This window comes from Panacagrimonas sp. (assembly GCF_965216805.1).
In the GTDB taxonomy this organism is placed as follows: domain Bacteria; phylum Pseudomonadota; class Gammaproteobacteria; order Nevskiales; family Nevskiaceae; genus Panacagrimonas.
Window position 1 is genome coordinate 1,394,659 of the sequence record NZ_CBDCGN010000002.1, and the last position, 18,212, is coordinate 1,412,870.

The following is an 18,212-nucleotide window of genomic DNA, read 5'->3' on the forward strand; positions in this document are numbered from 1 at the left end:
ACCGCGCGGTCGCGATGCAAACGCAGCGCACGAACGGATCAGAATTCACGCTGGTGGCGGCAGGCTTGGATGTCCGCGTCGGTCACCCCCGGGCGCTTGCCGCGTGCATCGCGTAGGCGGGTCTGCAGGATGGACCACGGCAGGCAGCGCGCCGGAAACCCGTTGCCGTGATCGATCACGGTAAAGGACACCTTGTCGTAGTCCGAGGCGACCTGCGGTCGCACGATGTAGGTGCGCCCCGGCGCCACCCGGAACGGCACCTGCGCGCGGGTCAGACTGATGCCGGCGTCGATGTTGCGCACGTACTGCACCTCCACCACGTGCTGTCCCGGTGGCAGCCAGATGCCGACCTCGGGGCCCAGTGTTGCCGGCGCGTTGGCAGGCCGCCAGGCCGCAACGTGCCGGTCCTGCAATGCAAACCCGTTGACGGTCACCACGGCGCCGCCCGGCGTGTCGGCCAGCGTCGACAGGAAGCCGTGGTTCGCAGTCGAGGCCGGTCGCTTCGATGGCGCCGCAGGGTGCGATGGCACTTCCGGCCAGGTGCAACCGGACAGCACGAACAGCGTCGCCGCCGACCCCAGGATCAGGCCAAGAACAGAGTGTGGTCGTATCACGGCGCGTTGCGTATTCCTTGCGGCTGTCTCGTGCGCAGGACCTTAGCCTCGGCAAGTGTCGACCGGCACATCGCGGGCGATCAGAGCCCCGGCGCGACCCGACGAGAGGCGCTGCGTGGGACCGACGAAGAACCCGGCGGCCGCGGCACGGCTTCCTCGCCGGAACATCGATGGCCGCGGCAGCTAAAATCCACCGGACATAACGATCCACGAACTGGCGAGGAGAAACATGATCACCATTCACCACCTGGGCATTTCGCAGTCCGACCGCATCGTCTGGCTGATGGAGGAACTGGGGCTGCCCTACGAGCTGAAGTGGTATCACCGGCGCACCGAGGACAACTTCCTGCCCGCCGAGTACCTCGCCCTGCATCCCGCCGCCACCGCGCCGGTGATCACCGACGGCGATCGCACCGTTGCCGAGTCGGCCGCCATCGTCGAATACATCTGCCACCGTTACGGCGACGGCCGCTACACCGTGCGTCCGGACCAGCCCGAATACCCGGACTACCTGTACTGGATGCACTTCAACAACAACGTGCTTGGTTTGTTCATTGCCCAGCTCGCGCTGGGCGTGGCCGCTCCGGGTCCGGACGCCGACCGCGTGCGCAGCCTGGTGCAGCGCCGCGAGGACAATTACTACCGTTATCTCGAACAACGCCTGGGCGAAGTGCCCTATCTGGCCGGCAGCGAGTTCACCTGCGCCGACGTGATGGTGACCTTCAACCTCACCTCCATCCCGCTGTTCGGTGGCCGCAGCATCGACGGCATGCCCAACACCGAGGCCTATGTGAAGCGCATCAGCAGCCGGCCGGCGTACATCAAGGCCATGAGCATCGCCGGGCCGGGCGCGAAGCCACCGGGGTAGGTCCGGGACGGCGGCCGCCGCGTCGCGAGTCTGCAACCGCGCCCGGCAGATCGAGGCCGGTGTTGCTGGCGCAAGCCTTACAGCAGCCCGGCCTGACGCAGCCAGGCGTGGCAGTCGGCCAGGCACTCGCGCAGCGGCGTGGCCTTGAAGCCGAGTTCGCGCTCGGCCTTGGCGCTGTCGACCACGGTGGTCACGCACATCAGGCGCGCCATCTCGCGCGTCATCAGCGGCTCGCCGGAACTGGCCGGCGTGAGCGAGCCGAGCACGGTGCCGAGCAGGCCCAGTACCGGGGCCGGCGCGGTCAGGCGCGGTGGCTTGATGCCCAGCAGTTCGCAGGCCCCGCGCGCCATGTCGGCAAGGCTGGTGTCGTGGCCGCCGAGCAGGTAGGACTCGCCGGCGCGGCCCTGGGTGGCCGCTGCGACGTGAGCGCGGGCGATCTCGCGAACGTGATTGAACGACAGCCGACCGGGCGGCAGCAGCGGTAGCTTGCCGCTCTGCAGCAGCAGGAACATGCGACCCCAGTTCTTGCTGTCCTTGGGTCCGATGATGGCGCCCGGTTGCAGGATCACGATGTCCTGTCCTGCGGCCGCCGCCTTGCGCGCTTCTTCCTCGCCGAGCCACTTGCTGCGCTCGTAGTTGATGGAGGACATCGCCGCCCGACTCGGCGTGGCTTCGTCGAAGCGCTGCGTCTGCGTGCCGTAGGCCGACACCGTGGAGGTCACCACCACGCGCCGCACGCCGGCGGTGCGCGCCGCGGCGAGCACATGGCGCGTGCCGTCGACATTGATCCGCGTCTGCATCGCGTCGCGCTTGTGCCACAGACTGGTGTCGCCGGCGACGTGGAACACCGTGTCGGTGCCGGCGGGAATCGCAATCGATTCCGCGTCCACGATGTCGCCTGCCACCACCTTCACACCCAGTGCCGCCAGCTCCGGCGCCGCTTCCGGCTTGCGCGCGATGGCGGTGATGTCCCAGTCCTGCGTGCGCAGTTCCACGCAGAGCTGGTGGCCGAGAAAGCCGGTGGCACCGGTGACGTAGGCGGTTCGCGAGATGGGCGTGCTCATGCGCTCGATGTCGGGAGGAGAAGCGCCAACTATAGACGCGCCCGCATAGGCAGGCGTCCCGATGCGCCAGCCAGCGTCAGACTCAGGACGCGGACAGCGGCCTCCACACCGGCGTGCGCTTGTCGAGAAAGGCGTCCACGCCCGCGAGCGCGTCCTCTTCCATCATGTTCTGCGCCATCACCTCGCCGGCGTAGGCATAGGCCTCGGCCAGCGGCATCTGGCGCTGGCGATGGAACATGGCCTTGCCGTAGCGGATCGCGGTGGGGCTCTTGGCCGCGATCACCGCGCACTGGCGCGCCACCGCGGCGTCGAGTTCGGCATCCGGCACTGCCGTGTTGATCAGGCCCCAGTCCGCTGCCGTCGCAGCGTCGATGAAGCGCGCGCTCACCAGCAGGTCGAAGGCGCGCTTGGCCGAGACGTTGCGCGACAGCGCCACCGCCGGCGTCGAGCAGAACAGCCCGACATTGATGCCGGACACCGCAAAGCGCGCGCTGTCCGCCGCGATGGCGAGGTCACAGGCACCGACGAGCTGGCAGCCCGCCGCGGTGGCGATGCCGTGCACCCGCGCGATCGCCGGCACCGGCAGTGCCTGGATGGCCAGCATCACCTTGGCGCAGCGGGCAAACAGCGCGCGGTAGTAGTCCAGGGTTGGCGTTGCGCGCATCTGACGCAGGTCGTGCCCGGCGCAGAACGCCTTGCCGGCACCGGCGATGACCACGCAGCGCAGCTCAGGGTCGCGGCTCAGCGCATCGAGCTCGGCCTGCAGCGCGCCCAGCAATTCCTCGGACAGCGCGTTGAACTGCTGCGGCCGGTTCAGGCACAGCGTGACGACGCCGTCGCGATCCTGCCGCGTCAGCAGCGGCTCGATTGATGCGACAGGGGCGGATGCGTTCATGGGTGGCTCCCAGTGCGGAGACTGCATTGTCGGCCTGCCGGGCCAGCGCTTCGATCCGGGTGCTCACCCAGTCAAGCCCCCCCGCGTCAGAATAGTTGCCGCCTTGATAGGACCATCCCTGGGGGCGTCAATGAAGGTAGAACGTGGCTCGATACGGACAAGGATTCAAGGACCGCGCGGTAGCGCGGCTGTTGCCGCCTGAAAGCGCGGCGGTGGAAGACGTGGCGTTAGCAGTGGGAGTGGGTGCCCAGACCTTGCAGCGTTGGCGAGAGCAGACGCAGTCCGGGCCGGTGAAGGCTCGGACGTGGACCGCGGGATCGCGTCTGGAGGCGGTGATTGCAACAGCACCGATGGCCGAAGCGGATCGGAGTGTGTGGTGCCGGGAACAGGGTGTATTTCCGACGGAGTTGGAGAAGTGGCGGGCCAGCGCAACGGCCGCACTGGCGGAACCCGAAGAAGCCCGTGCCAGTCCGCAGGCGACGCGACAGGACCGCAAGCGCATCAAGGAGCTGGAGCGCGACCTGCTGCGCAAGGACCGGGCGCTGGCGGAGACGGCGGCTCTGCTGGTCCTTTCAAAAAAACTCGCGGCGATCTTCAACAAGGCAGAGGACGAATGATCGACCTCGAAGATCGCCAACGCCTGGCCCACAACATTCAAATCGCCCAGGGTGCCGGTGCCCGGCTGCACGCCGCGTGCGACACCGCGGGCATCGACACCCGCACCCTGCAGCGCTGGAGAGCGTGCGGGGGGCTCGTGGACGGCGATGGAAGGCCCCAGGCCGTCCGACCCACACCGGCGCATGCCCTGAGCCTGGCCGAGCGTGCCGAGCTCTTGCGCGTGGCTAATGAGCCGCGCTTTGAGGCCGTGCCGCCAGCGCGCATCGTGCCGATGCTGGCCGACGAAGGCGTGTACCTAGCCAGCGAGTCCAGCTTCGCGCGTGTGCTGCGAGCACATGGCCAAGCCACTCACCGTGGACGCGCCCGCGAGCCGCACACGGTACGCCCACCGACCACCCACATCGCCACTGCACCGCGCCAGGTGTGGTGCTGGGACATGACCTATCTGCCGGCCACGGTGCTGGGACGCTGGTATCACCTCTACCTGATTCTCGACCTCTACAGCCGCAAGATCGTCGGCTGGGAGGTCCATGACCGCGACCATGCCGATCACGCAGCGCATCTGGTGCGGCGCACCGCCCTGGCAGAGGGCATTGCGGCCCTGGTGAACAAGCCCGTGCTGCACGGCGACAACGGCGCCACGCTCAAGGCCACCACGGTGCTGGCGATGCTGCACTGGCTCGGAGTGAAGCCCTCCTACTCGCGGCCGCGGGTGAGCGACGACAACGCCTACGCGGAATCGCTCTTCCGCACCGCCAAGTACCGGCCCGAGTTTCCGGCCAGAGGATTCGAAGACCTGGCGGCAGCGCGCGCCTGGGCAGCCGGCTTCGTGCGCTGGTACAACATCGATCATCGCCACAGCGGCATCCGCTACGTCAGCCCGGCACAGCGCCACGACGGCAGCGATGGTCCGATCCTGGCGGCGCGCCACGCGCTCTACGCCCAAGCCCGCGAACGAAACCCTGCACGATGGTCAGGCGCAACGCGAAACTGGTCGCCGGTACTCGCCGTCACCCTCAACCCCGAACGCGACTGCGTCATCAACACCCACGTCGCCGAAACCTTTAAGCAACTCGCTGCATGAATGAGGCGGCAACTACCTTGACGCGCGCCGAAGCGGAGGAGGGCGGGTTAGCCGCGGCTGTTCGCGGCGTAACCCGCCGCATGCCGCGATCATTGGGCCGGGATGCGCGGAAGGCAGGTTACTCGGTGAAGCCGCTAATCCGCCCTACGCGGGCTTCGATCCGGGCGCTCACTCGGGCGGGTCGTGTCCCCGGGCGTGGTGTAGGTTCTGAAGGTCATCGGTGGCAACTGGTTTAGGTTTGGGTTTCGACGCTCAACCCTGAACACAAGGAACCACCGATGACCGATGAGATGATGAACCTGCGGGCGCTGCTGGAAAAGAGTCCGGATGCCGATCTGCTGCGCGAGATGATCGGCTTTGCCGGCCAGCGACTGATGGAACTGGAGGTCGGCGCGCTGACCGGCGCAGCCTACGGCGAGAAGAATGTCGAACGCATGGTGCAGCGTAACGGCTATCGCGAGCGCGACTGCACCCGCACAACATCGGCCAGAAGACGGAAGTCATGGTCGAGCACTTCCAGCACTTCACGCGCCACAAGATCGGTGGCCATGCCAAGGCGATGGTCGTCACCGGATCGCGACTGGAGGCGGTGCGCTACAAGCAGGAGTTCGACCGCTACATCCAGGAGAAGGGCTACCCGATCAAGAGCCTGGTGGCGTTCTCCGGCACCGTTGAAGACGACAAGATCCCGGAAAAGACCTACACCGAAGTGGAGATGAACGGCGGGCTGAAGGAAAAGGAACTGCCCGACACCTTTGCCAAGCCGGATTTCCGCGTGCTGCTTGTTGCCGAGAAGTACCAGACCGGCTTCGATCAGCCACTGCTGCACACGATGTATGTGGACAAGCGCCTGGCCGGTATCCAGGCCGTGCAGACGCTGTCGCGCCTGAACCGCACGCACCCGCTCAAGGACGACACCTTCGTGCTCGATTTCGTCAACGAGCCAAGCGAGATTCAGGAGGCCTTCCGCCAATATTACGAAGGCTCGCTGATGGGCGAGCAGGTGGATCCGGACCGACTTTACGAGGTCAAGGCCGAGCTCGATGCCTCGGCCATCTACCTCCAGACCGAGGTTACCGATTTCGCGCGTGTGTTCTTCGCGCCGAAGCGCCGGCAGAGCCCCGGCGACCACAAGGCGATGAACGCGATTCTCGATCAGGCTGTCGCGCGCTTCGTTCAATTGCAGAACACGGAAGAAGAGGAAGCAGAACTGTGGCGCGGCAAGCTCCAGGCGTTCCGTAATCTTTACAGCTTCCTGAGCCAGGTCATTCCGTATCAGGACAGCGACCTCGAAAAGCTGTTCACATATCTGCGTCATCTCGCGCTGAAACTACCCAAGCGCAAGAGCGGGCCTGGCTATCAGTTCGACGAGGAGGTCGAACTCGATTACTACCGGCTGCAGAAAATCAGCGAAGGCTCGATCAGCCTCAACGAGGGCTATGCCAAGCCGCTGGACGGGCCGCGCGAGGTGGGATCGGGCATGGCGCGCGAAGAGCACGTTTCGCTATCGCGCCTGATTGATGTCATCAATGAGCGGTTTGGCGGGGAGCTGAACGAAGCCGACCAGCTTTTCTTCGATCAGATCGCTGAAGCCGCCAGCCAGAGCGAGGCGCTGCAGAAGGCGGCCGAGGTCAACCCTTTGGACAAGTTTCAGATGGTCTTCAAGCAGGTGCTGGAATCCCTGTTCATCGAGCGCATGGAGCTCAACGAAGATCTCTTCACCGACTACATGGGAAAACCAGAGTTGCAGGAGTTGGTGTCGAAATCTCTAGGGGTTCAGGTATACGAGCGCTTGGCGGCGAAGTCGGCCAAGAAACAGGGAAGGGCAGGTAACTAGGCACGTGCTATTCGTGTCGTACATTCTTCAGCTACCGCCCATTATTGCTTACATGAAAAGCCGGTATGCGTAGGCATTTCCCGGAAGTGCACGAACATTGGCTATCGTTCTGGCCAGCCGCTGAGAGTATCGAATGGTGACAGGAACGGGGTCGTAGAGGGCATCGTTGTTCCAATCCATCTTCGTCAACGCAAGGGCTTCCAGAGCGGTTGTTTCCATAGGCCCGATACCTGCGTGACGCACGAGGCTGATCGGGCGCGGGATGCTTTTCTTGCCTTGGTAGTAGTCCCCTTGCAGTGAAGCACGTGGCGCGTTGCCAGCGACCCAGACCAGCACAGAATTTCCGGAGCGCTGCAGTACCGTGCCGCGAGGAACTGGGTAGCCATCAGGCTCGCTGCGCGCTCCCCGTTTCCTCCCCTGGTTCAACCACACGCCGCGCCAGCCCGGGCTACTCCCGACCTCAATGCATTCAACCTCAGGCACGGCAGACAAAGCGTCTAGTGCGCCTTCCATTTCCTCGGATCGGAAAGCCGTCGTTTTGTGAACCACGAGCCGGCGTGGCAATTGTCCGCCGTTTCGGCCCTGATAGAGATGCAGACTGCGCGCCAGCACCGCACGCATATCGTTCCGGCTCAGGAAAGGATTGCGTCGCGCTTCTTCAATGTCCTTGACAGGGTCGCGCGCCTCGAATGCTACGAACTGCATGCCACCGCCGTCTGCGTCGAAGACCTGCGAACAGCAGGTGACATAGTGCGCTTCCTTAGGTTCGCCCCTCAGCGCGTAGGCAAGGCCAATATAGGCCGTCCCTTCAGGGACCTCCGGAAGGGGAGCCAGTTTCCAGGGGATGCCGCCTGCCTTCACATACAAGGCAATCGACAGGCGCCACGCTAGGGATGCCTTGTATTGGAAGTTGATTGCGCGGTCATTGATCACCTGCGTTGGGATGCCGTATGCCGCTCCCAATGCCTTGAGAGCATCGTGGGCATCGAAGCCCGGTGCTCGAAATGCCGCCTGCCAGGCGTCCGGCAGGTGGACGAGGGCGACGTCGAACTGATCGCGTACCAACATCAGCCGATCCATTCCGCCGCGAAGAGCCTGCAACAGCCGTTCGTGCGCTGGTCCATTCTCGCCCAGCTTGTCGAGGTCGTCAGGCAGCTTGATGTGAGCGCTGCCGGTTGGCGCCCCTATCAAGGGGACGCCGAATATGTCCGCGAAACCGCGGAAGTGCGGGACATACTCTTTTCGGTCCCCTGGCTTCTGATTCGAGCGCAGGGTATCGATTAAGTCCCGCAGTCCGGCTAGTCCGCTCAGGGGCGCAATACTCGCGATCCGCAATGCCGGGGTGTAGGCCCTGAACGTAGCCGAACTGTAAGGGCCAAATAGGTCGAGCCCACGTAGCGGATTCACGTCGAGCGACTGATCGGCCGGATCGAACGTCAACTGAGGTTCTTCCAGCAGGGTGAAGGGTGCCATCTTTGATGCGTCGAAATTCATGCTCATCGACCACCACGTCGGAAATAGTCGTGCTCATGGCCCGGTCGGCTCCAGGCGGTGACCGGTGACAAGCGGAACTCCGCATCCTGACCAACACCATCTTCTAGCCGGAGCGATCGCAATGAAAAGGATCCGTCTCCTGCAAGTATCCTTGCCCATGCGGCGATGATCTGAGCCCATGCTTGGTTGCGGCGCAAAACCCATCGTTCGCGCCGCCAATCAATCGCAGGATCGCCTTGGCGAAGAACTTGAAATGTAAGATCGCCCGATGCGGCTTCAGCGTCGCCGTCGTTATCCGCCTCGCGGCGCGGGAACTCCACAGAGGTGAACGGCTCGAATGCACACCACCACTGCCCATTCAAGGACTCTAGGCGGATTTGCACGCCCTCATTGAATGGATAGTCGAGGTCGGGAATCTTGCCCACGAGTGCTGCGTTGTACGCGCGCTTGAGCTCCGCGAGCTGGTTATCGCGACGGGTAACAACTTCCGGTGGGTCGTCCGGAAACCCGCTTTGCACCAGCAGCGAGTGCCCCTTACGGCGCAGACGGGCAAACAGCGGCCGCCTTCGGCACAAAGCGCGTACGAGCGCATCGTAGAGAAGTCCGCGAGCCCAGCTGTCCCGTTCCGGGTGCAACTCGATCGATCCCGCGACGCGGCCGCCGACGCTGGCAAAGGCGCGATCGAGATCAGCGTCGCTCCCGAAAGCCGCCAACTCCTGCCCTGCGCTGGCGACGATGGCCCAGACCTCTGCCTCTCGTAGCAGCTCTCGCGCACGGGATGTTGAAACCGGTTGATCGACTTGGATGCGACGCGCAACTGTCGGCAGGGCGAGTACCGGAAGCGCTGAGCATTGCAGCACGGGAAACTTCCGCCGCTCAGTCGTCGGCAGCGGGACCTCGCGAACAACCGGATTCGGACGCGCCTGATAAACATGCGTCTTGAGTGGCGCCGGCAGCTCGGTGTCGTCGGCAATGTCGGCCGCCAGTTCATCGAAAGTCTGGGAGTCCACGACAGCAACGGATACACCGGCCTTGACCGCAGCCTCCAGCAATTGCGTTACGGCGGGCAGCAGCGAATCAGCTCTCCGCGTCACCCAGAACAGCCCGCCCGGAAATGCCTTGGGCTGTGCTAACGCTTCGGTGAGGGCTTCCATGACCGAGGCATCGCGCCCGCTATATCCGACGACCACGAGGCCGAAGCGAGCGCAAGCTGCAGACAACACTTGCCGCATCTGCGAATCCTGCGTCTTCAGTTCCGCTGTCGTGTTCTTTAGTTCGACCGATTGGTAGTCGCCATGCAGCTTGGCAAGCAAGGGCCACCGAGATTCCCGCATGCAGAGCTGGGCGCGAGCGGCGTTATCGATAGCCGCGACCGTCAGATGGGCGCGCTCAGCGGGATCGACTAACTGATCAGTGAGCGTTGCAGCGGTCTCTATTAGGGAATCGAAGTTTGTCGTGAAGACGCAAGGAACCCGCTGGGTAGTCAGCAATGCCGCGAGGACCCTGTGTGCGAACGACGGACTCCCTTTTCTGATGGCTGCCTCGATGTATGCGCGTCGATCCTCCGGGGTCGGATAGACAGCCTCGAACGCTGCTGCGTATTCGGTCGGATCGTTCGGCACGGGAAGCCCCGATCGAGTGCTGAGGTACGAATTAATCCGCGCGATCCATAGCGGGTCGTTGGCGTCCACTTGCCTCAGCGAGGTGCCGGTGAGCTGGCAGAACAACCGCTTCTTGAGGTCGGTGATCATCGCGTAGCCGGTAGGAATTCCGGCTGATGCAGAGGCTCCGGCGCCGAGGAACCAGGCCAGCATTTGCGGACGCAGGGCGAACTGCCTGGCGAACTCTGGCCCCTTCAGCGTGCGGATCACGCCAAATCTCTGCTGGAGTCGGCGATAAACGGGAGCTCTAGCGATGCAAGGGTAGAGCGGAAGCTTGCTCTTGTCCCTGGAGCATCGGAATTTGGAGCGTACTTCTCGAACGTTTTGATCACCGTCGAGGCGTAATTGTGTCGTGTCCGCATCCGATACGTCGATCAGGCCTTTCGGGCTGCATTCACCTTCGGATTGTGAATCGAAACTCGCACAGATCCTTCTCGATTATCACCCGCCGCGAACTGGATCCATTCAGTTCGGGCAAATCTTGATTTGGCTTTCCGCAGGCTCGTTTGAAGATAGGGCAAATCTGAGAATAGGTGGCGGCGCTAGGCAAATCTTGGAATAGCTAATTTGAGTCTAGAACTGACCCAGAAAAATCTGGGTCAGCCGTTGTCCCTACGAGTGACCCATCCATCTAGGCTCAATCCCAGCTCAAGGCCCCACCCGTCTGATACTCCGTCACGCGCGTCTCGAAGAAGTTCTTCTCCTTCTTGAGATCCATGACCTCGCTCATCCACGGGAACGGGTTGGTGTCGGCACCGGGGTAGATCGCCTTGATGCCGATCTGCTGGCAGCGGCGGTTGGCGATGAACTGCATGTACTCGGTGAACATCGCGGCGTTCAGGCCCAGCACGCCGCGCGGCATGGTGTCGTGCGCGTAGCGGATCTCGAGCTGGGTGGCCTCGTGAATCATCTGGCGGGCCTGCTCCTGGAACTCATTCGTCCACAGGTGCGGGTTTTCGATCTTGATCTGGTTGATCACGTCGATGCCGAAGTTCATGTGCATGGCTTCGTCGCGCATGATGTACTGGATCTGCTCGCTGGCGCCGATCATCTTGTTGCGACGGCCGAAGCTCAGCAGCTGCACGAAGCCGACATAGAAGAAGATGCCTTCGAATACGACGTAGAAGGCGATCATGTCGCGCAGCAGGCGCTGGTCAGCCTCCGGCGTGCCGGTGTGGAAGTTCTCGTCGGCCAGGGACTGGGTGTAGGGTAGGGACCACGCGGCCTTGTCGTGAATGCTCGGCACTTCGCGGTACATGTTGAAGACTTCGGCCTCGTCCAGGCCGAGGGACTCGATGATGTACTGGTAGGCGTGGGTGTGGATGGCCTCTTCAAATGCCTGGCGCAGGATGTACTGGCGGCACTCGGGGTTGGTGATGTGCTTGTAGACGGCCAGCACGAGGTTGTTGGCCACCAGGGAGTCGGCGGTGCTGAAGAAGCCCAGGGAGCGCTTGATGATGGTGCGCTCGTCCTCGGTCAGGCCGTTGGGATCGGCCCACAGCGCGATGTCGGCACTCATGCCGATTTCCTGCGGCATCCAGTGGTTGTTGCAGGCGGCGAGGTACTTCTCCCAGGCCCACTTGTACTTGAAGGGGACGAGCTGGTTGAGGTCGGCGCGGCAATTGATGATCTTCTTGTCGTCGACCTGGATGCGGCGCGCGCCCATGTCCAGGTCTTCCAGACCGGTATAACCGGCCTCGGGCTTGCCCTGGGTGGGCTTGAGGCGGAATTCCTCAGGGCCGGGGATGGGCGGTTTCGGAGCAGGTGCTGGCGCAGTTGCCATGACGACAGCGCCGTGAGGCGAATGGCGTGAGGCGTGAGGCGCCGAAGCGGCCTTCGCCGGGGCGGTGGTGGGTGTGGTTTCGTCGTCCCAGGACAGCATGTTCATCTCCTTGCCCTTGCGATCATTCTGTAATCGCGAAGGGTCTTGCAATCGTTGATCAAAAAGCGCGGCCATTAACGCCTAACGCCTTCACTGGCAGCTCTCACATCCCGGATCCAGGATCGAGCACACCTTGGCGCCGGACACTTCGGTGGCCGCACGCGGCAGGGTGATGGGCCCTGACACGGCGGCCGCAGCACCGGCACTCTCGCCGCTGCCGACCTTGTTGAGCCGGCCATCGGTGATGGTGGTCTTTTCGGCGTGGGTGGCGCCCAGGGTGCGCAGGTAATAGGTGGTCTTGAGGCCGGACAGCCAGGCGTGCTTATACAGCTCGTCCAGTTTCTTGCCGCTGGGCGCGGCCATGTACAGGTTCAGCGACTGCGACTGGTCGATCCACTTCTGGCGGCGGCTGCCGGCGTCCACCAGACGCTTGGAGTCCACCTCGAACGCGCACTTGTAGATCTGCTTGAGCTCATGCGGTACGCGGTCGATCTGCTGCACCGAGCCGTCGTAATACTTGAGGTCGTGCGCCATCACCTCGTCCCACAGGCCCAGAGCCTTGAGGTCGTTGGCCAGGTACTCGTTGATGACGGTGAATTCGCCGGACAGGTTGGACTTCACATACAGGTTAGAGAACTGCGGCTCGATGGACTGCGCCACGCCGGTGATGTTGGCGATGGTGGCGGTAGGAGCGATGGCCATGCAGTTGGAGTTGCGCATGCCCACGGTCTGCACGCGGGCGCGCAGCGTGTCCCAATCGAAGCGGCCGGAAACACTGCTGTCCTGGCGCAGGTACTGGTTGCCGCGCGCCTCGCCCAGCAACCTGATGGAGTCGATGGGCAGGATGCCCTGGTCCCAGAGCGAGCCCTTGAAGGTGGAGTAGGCGCCGCGCTCTTCGGCCAGATCGGTGCTGGCCTGGATGGCGTAGTAGCTGATCGCCTCCATCGATTCGTCAGCGAAGCGGATCGCCTCGTCGCTCTCATAAGGCAGGCGCAACTTGTACAGCGCGTCCTGAAAGCCCATCACGCCCATGCCGACCGGGCGGTGGCGCAGGTTGGAATTGCGCGCGGTGGACACCGAGTAGTAGTTGTACTCGATGACGTTATCCAGCATGCGCAAGGCGGTGCGGATGGTCTGCTGCAGCTTGACCAGATCGAGCTGGCCGTCGGCGCCGATGTGTGCGGGCAGGTTGACGCTGCCCAGGTTGCACACGGCAATCTCGGAACCGGCCTTGGTGTTGAGCGTGATCTCGGTGCACAGGTTGGAGCTGTGCACGACGCCGATGTGACTCTGCGGGCTGCGTACGTTGCAGGGGTCCTTGAAGGTGATCCACGGATGCCCGGTTTCGAACAGCATGCTCAGCATCTTGCGCCACAGGTTGAGCGCCGGCATGCGCTTGAAGTTCTTGATGCGGCCTTCGTCGGCGAGCTTTTCGTACTCGGCGTAACGCTGCGCGAACGCATCGCCCATCAGATCGTGCAGGTCGGGCACTTCGTCCGGCGAAAACAGCGTCCACTGGCCGTCTTCCATCACCCGCTTCATGAACAGGTCCGGCACCCAGTTGGCGGTGTCGATGTCATGGCAGCGGCGGCGGTCGTCGCCGGTGTTCTTGCGCAGGTCCAGGAATTCCTCGACATCGCGGTGCCAGGTTTCCAGGTAGGCGCACAGCGCGCCCTTGCGCTTGCCACCTTGGTTCACCGCCACCGCGGTGTCGTTGGCCACCTTCATGAACGGCACCACGCCGTTGGACTTGCCGTTGGTGCCCTTGATGTAGCCGCCCATGCCGCGCACCGGCGTCCAGTCGTTACCCAGCCCGCCGGCATACTTGGACAGCAGGGCGTTGTCCTTGATGGCGCCGAAAATCCCGTCGAGGTCGTCCGGCACCTGGGTGAGGTAGCAGCTCGACAACTGCGGGCGCAGGGTGCCGCTGTTGAACAGGGTGGGCGTGCTGCTCATGAAGTCGAAGGCGCTGAGCAGCTGGTAGAACTCGATGGCCTTGGCTTCGCGGTCGATCTCGTTGATCGCCAGACCCATGGCAACGCGCATGAAGAACGCCTGTGGCAGCTCGAAGCGCACCTTGTTCGAGTGGATGAAGTAACGGTCGTACAGCGTCTGCAGGCCCAGGTAGTCGAACTTGGCGTCGCGCTCGGCCAGCAGCGCCTTGCCCAGGGTGTCGAGGTCGAACAGGCACAGCTTGGGGTCCAGCAGCTCCAGTTCCGCGGCCTTGTGGATGTAGTCGCGGAAGTAATCGGGGTACAGCGCCTTCATCTCCTCGAAGGTCGGCCGCGTCTGCGGCTCGCCCAGGAACTTCAGCGCCTCGTGGCGCATGGCGTCCAGCAGCAGGCGCGCGGAGACGTAGGTGTAGTTGGGTTCCTTTTCGATGCGGGCGCGGGCGGCCAGGGTCAGGGCCTGGCTCAGCTCGGCTTCCGGTATGCCGTCGTACAGGTCGCGCACCGCGGCGGCGACCACTTCCTCACCGTCGACGCCGGTCAGGCCTTCGCAGGCTTCCGCAGCCAGACGATGCATGCGCGGTTCGTCCAGCGGCACGATGCTGCCGTCGTCGAGCTTGACGTTCAGCGTGGCCTTGGCCGGCGCCGCCTCGGTCTGCTTGGCGGCTTCGGCAGCGCGCTTGCGCATCTGCTCGTCGCGATACAGCACATAGGCTCGTGCCACCTTGTGCTCGCCGGCGCGCATCAGCGCCAATTCCACCTGGTCCTGGATGTCCTCGATGTGCAGGGTGCCGCCGCCGTTCATGTGGCGGGTCAGGGCCTGGGTGACCTGCTGGGCGAGGTCGGCCACCAACTGGCGCACGCGCGAACTGGCCGCCGCCTGTCCGCCTTCCACCGCCAGAAAGGCCTTGGTCAGGGCAATCGAGATCTTGGAGCTGTCAAAACTGGTGAGCTTGCCGTTGCGGCGGATCACCTTGATGCCGCCGGGGGCGGTCGCAGCCAGCTCGGCATGCGTGGGCATTGCCGAAGCAGTTTCAGCGGTCTGACGGCGCGTTTCGCTGCCGGCGGTGGTCTGAGCGGATGACAGACTCATGGGTGTTGTTCCCCTCGAACGAATGTGGTGACTTGGATGCGGCGGACGGGGCGCTAGCTCGTCATGCGCATCGGCAGGTCGACGTACCAGACCATGTTTAGTCTGCTCCTTCCCGGTGACTTCAAGCGGGAGAAACAAGCCAGTTCATCGTCGGTACGCATCTTCCTGCGGTGCGGGGACCGGCTCTGGGCCGGGCCACCGACGAGGGGTGCGTTTCACCGTCGGCTAACAATATCTAGTGGTTTTCGGATGGGCAAACCCCAACATCCTGTGTTCAGGCTTGTGGATCACCCCTGCCTAAGATGTGGGCTGCCTGTGGATGGAGTCGCTAAGTGCAGGCATGAGAACAGGGTTTGCGGACACCCTCACCCCCTTATCCGGCAGTGGATAAATTCCGCCAGGCCTCCGGCGGCGCCAGCCGGATCGGTGCCGAACGGTCTGACTCCGGGTCAATTTCTTTTTGGATCAGTGAATTGAAAATTGTCTCGAAGGTTGTTTCGAAGATTTTTTCTTTGTGATTAAAAATTAAATAACACTACCGTCTTTAATTTAATTACAAGACTTGTGATGATGGCTGCGCAGTCAATGCAAGTGCGCAGCGACCGGCGACCCCGAAATCGCGGCGTATTACGGTGACGCTTTTGTCTCAAGGGCGGTACACGCCAGCGCCGCGGCTACCGCTTCCGCGCGCATTAACTCGAAAACCGGAAGGGTTGCCTTGCGGAGAGGTCGACACCAACGAAAAGCCCGGCGGGTTTCCCCGCCGGGCCAGTGTTTCAAGCCTTGTTACCGGACCTCAATCGATCACGCGGAATTCCACGCGGCGATTCTCTTCCTGACCTTCGGCCGTGCTGTTGTCCGCGATCGGCGAGGTCTCGCCGTAGCCGGCCGGGCGCATACGCGCTCCGACGACTCCGCGGCCGACCAGATAGTCCTTGACCGAATTGGCGCGACGCTCCGACAGGCCCAGGTTGTAGGCATCGGTGCCGAGCGAGTCGGTATGACCCTGGACTTCCACCGAGACATCCGGGTAGGCGGCAAGCGTGTCGGCCACGTCGTTGAGGATCAGCTCGGCCGGCCGGGTCAGCTTGGCCGAGTCGAACTCGAACTTGACCCCACGCAGCACGAAGCGCTGATCCAGCGCGCAACCGTTGGCATCGACGGCTTCGCCCGGACGCGGCCTGCGGCAGTCGCCGACCAGCGCGCAACCATTGGGCAGCACCTTCAGGCCCGGCGGCGTGTTGGGGCACTCGTCGAGGTGGTCGGGGATACCGTCGCCGTCGGAATCCAGCGGGCAGCCGTCCGGTCCGACCGGGATGCTCGGATCGGAATCCGGGCACTTGTCAAGATGGTCGGGGATGCCGTCGCCGTCGCTATCGGTGATCGGGCAGCCCGCTGCATCGACGGCCTGACCACGCGGGGTGTTCGGGCACTGGTCGAGGTAGTCGGGTACGCCGTCGCCGTCGGAATCCAGCGGGCAACCACGGCTGTCGACCTTGACGCCAGCCGGCGTGCCGGGGCACTGGTCCAGATGGTCGGGTACGCCATCGCCGTCCGAATCGAACGGGCAGCCGTTGGCGTCGACCGGCGATCCGGGCGGCGTGTTGGGGCACTTGTCGAGATAGTCGGGCACGCCGTCCTGATCGAGGTCGATCGGGCAGCCGTCGGAGTACACCTGCACGCCGCGCGGCGTGTCGGGGCACTTGTCCTTGGAGTTGGGCACGCCATCGCCGTCATCGTCACCGGGGTCGGCGCCGAACTTGTAGCGGGCGCCGGCGGTGGCGGTCCACACATAGAACGTGTCTTCCGGGATGATGCCTTCCTCGCTGATGAAGTCGAGGTTGTAGCGGGTCTCCAGGCGGATGTCCCATTTCTTGTCCATGGGAATGAACAGACCGCCGCCTACGCCCACGCCGCCACCGGACAGCGACTCCTCAAGAAAGTCGATCTGGTGGCCGTTGAGGTTGGCCAGCAGGAAGGGACGCACGCCAGCGTCGGGCCCTGCCAGCGTGGTGACCAGGTTCAGACCCGCCGTGAAGCGTTCGTAGTCGTTGCCCTCCGGGATGTCGAACTCGTCGCTACTGACATCGAGGATGCCGAACCCGGCTTCCAGTTCGAATCCGAAAAACGAGTTGACGTTCTTGCCGATACCGATCTGGCCCTGACCGCCGAAATCGCCGTCGGCAAACATCGCCCCGAGCGAGGGCGAGATGTACCAGCGGGTGTCGGCTTCCTGAGCCGTCGCAGAGCCTGCCGTCGCGCACAGCGCGAGCGCGGCCATCCATTTCAAAGGTTTCAACATTCCTTCACTCCCCATCGACCCTGGTCTTTCAGTAGATGACGGCCTTGCGACCGACCTTGAGCTCGGCGGCCGACCGGAACTGCCAGCGATCTTGGAGATCGCCCCTAACAGGCAGGTCCCGGCGCGGCTAACGCCTTTGACGCTTGGATTATGATGATGCCGCAGGGCGCCGTAAACCGCGATACGCTGAAATTCGTTGCGATCAGCGTACTTTGCGGCACGGTAACCACCTGATTGGCGCCCCTGGCAGGGCTCGGATCCTGCGCCGCCGTCGGACATGGCGGTTGATCGAGGCGTGGCGACTGCGACTTAAAGCACGTCCTAATACACGCCGCAGCAAGCGTCTGCCTTTGGCTTAAGGGAGCAGCGGCGGCAGTGTCGTCAACCCTGCACCGGCGCACTTGTCCGGCCGTCCAACCCGGCGGTGCCGGGTCCGATCCGGTCTTGCGCGGCGGCCCGGCGCAGCCGTTAGTCGGGGCGGCGAAGCGGGCCGGAAGCGCGCAAATCGAGCGACCACAGCGGCGACAGCTCAATCCATCTTGATGCCCTTGGGGCGTCCGTTGCGCGCTTGTCCCGGCCGCGCTCGCAACATCGAAGGTCGGTTCAAGCTTAGGACGGCCCTCCGGCCCGCACCAGCGAAGGGTCGGCACCGCGAGGTGCGAGGGTGTCGACCCGCGGCCCCGGTCACGGGTCCCGAGCAAGGGGCACGCAGAGGGACTACTGAGGTGTGGGTCGGCGGTCCCAGCGGGCCGCGGGCACGGCGGCCGGGAAAAATTTCTGCAGAAAGTTGAAGCTTTTCGCACGCGGATGCGATTATGATTCAATGCGAACACACGGAGAGGCTCAGACTC

Annotated in this window: 10 protein-coding genes and 2 pseudogenes; 4 read left to right on the forward strand and 8 right to left on the reverse strand. The window is 63.7% G+C overall.

Annotated features, from left to right (window positions below):
- Positions 1–38 precede the first annotated feature (38 nt).
- Positions 39–614, reverse strand: a complete 576-nt coding sequence (locus ACOOHP_RS06745; RefSeq protein ID WP_420465693.1) for a hypothetical protein — start codon at positions 612–614, stop codon at positions 39–41.
- A gap of 229 nt (positions 615–843) precedes the next feature.
- On the opposite strand from ACOOHP_RS06745, the gene ACOOHP_RS06750 reads away from it, so the two are divergent.
- Entirely contained in the window at positions 844–1,482 is a 639-nt protein-coding gene (locus tag ACOOHP_RS06750; protein ID WP_420465694.1) for a glutathione S-transferase family protein, read from the forward strand.
- A 77-nt stretch (positions 1,483–1,559) separates the two neighbouring features.
- On the opposite strand, the gene ACOOHP_RS06755 is transcribed toward ACOOHP_RS06750, so the two are convergent.
- On the reverse strand, positions 1,560–2,546 hold the full coding sequence (locus ACOOHP_RS06755; protein WP_420465695.1) for an NAD-dependent epimerase/dehydratase family protein: 987 nt from the start codon (positions 2,544–2,546) through the stop codon (positions 1,560–1,562).
- Positions 2,547–2,628: 82 nt separating this feature from the next.
- Positions 2,629–3,441, reverse strand: a complete 813-nt coding sequence (locus ACOOHP_RS06760; protein WP_420465696.1) for an enoyl-CoA hydratase — start codon at positions 3,439–3,441, stop codon at positions 2,629–2,631.
- A 143-nt stretch (positions 3,442–3,584) separates the two neighbouring features.
- On the opposite strand from ACOOHP_RS06760, the gene ACOOHP_RS06765 reads away from it, so the two are divergent.
- From ACOOHP_RS06765 to ACOOHP_RS06775, 3 genes and pseudogenes are all read left to right on the forward strand, one after another.
- A protein-coding gene (locus ACOOHP_RS06765) for an IS3 family transposase (protein ID WP_420465030.1) occupies positions 3,585–5,143 on the forward strand; the annotation gives its coding sequence in 2 pieces (ribosomal slippage) (positions 3,585–4,023 and positions 4,023–5,143; 1,560 coding nt in all).
- 278 nt (positions 5,144–5,421) lie between these two features.
- Positions 5,422–5,610, forward strand: a pseudogene (locus ACOOHP_RS06770) (transposase); the annotation flags it as partial.
- Positions 5,607–6,980, forward strand: a pseudogene (locus ACOOHP_RS06775) (type I restriction enzyme subunit R domain-containing protein); the annotation flags it as partial. The pseudogenes ACOOHP_RS06770 and ACOOHP_RS06775, both read left to right, overlap by 4 nt.
- Before the next feature lie 48 nt (positions 6,981–7,028).
- On the opposite strand, the gene ACOOHP_RS06780 reads toward ACOOHP_RS06775, so the two are convergent.
- The 5 genes from ACOOHP_RS06780 to ACOOHP_RS06800 all read right to left on the reverse strand — a co-directional run bounded on the left by ACOOHP_RS06780 (position 7,029) and on the right by ACOOHP_RS06800 (position 17,361).
- The gene (locus ACOOHP_RS06780) at positions 7,029–8,480 is read right to left on the reverse strand and encodes an argonaute/piwi family protein (RefSeq protein ID WP_420465697.1); all 1,452 of its coding nucleotides are present in this window, start codon (positions 8,478–8,480) and stop codon (positions 7,029–7,031) included.
- Complete coding sequence (locus ACOOHP_RS06785; protein WP_420465698.1) at positions 8,477–10,345, reverse strand: SIR2 family protein; 1,869 nt, start codon at positions 10,343–10,345, stop codon at positions 8,477–8,479. Before ACOOHP_RS06785 ends, ACOOHP_RS06780 begins: the two co-directional genes overlap by 4 nt.
- A 427-nt stretch (positions 10,346–10,772) precedes the next feature.
- Positions 10,773–12,023, reverse strand: a complete 1,251-nt coding sequence (locus ACOOHP_RS06790) for a ribonucleotide-diphosphate reductase subunit beta (protein WP_420465699.1) — start codon at positions 12,021–12,023, stop codon at positions 10,773–10,775.
- Positions 12,024–12,107: 84 nt separating this feature from the next.
- Positions 12,108–15,059, reverse strand: coding sequence for a ribonucleoside-diphosphate reductase subunit alpha (locus ACOOHP_RS06795; RefSeq protein WP_420465700.1), 2,952 nt, complete (start codon positions 15,057–15,059; stop codon positions 12,108–12,110).
- Positions 15,060–15,855: 796 nt separating this feature from the next.
- Positions 15,856–17,361, reverse strand: a complete 1,506-nt coding sequence (locus ACOOHP_RS06800; RefSeq protein WP_420465701.1) for an OmpA family protein — start codon at positions 17,359–17,361, stop codon at positions 15,856–15,858.
- Between the last annotated feature and the right edge of the window lie 851 nt (positions 17,362–18,212).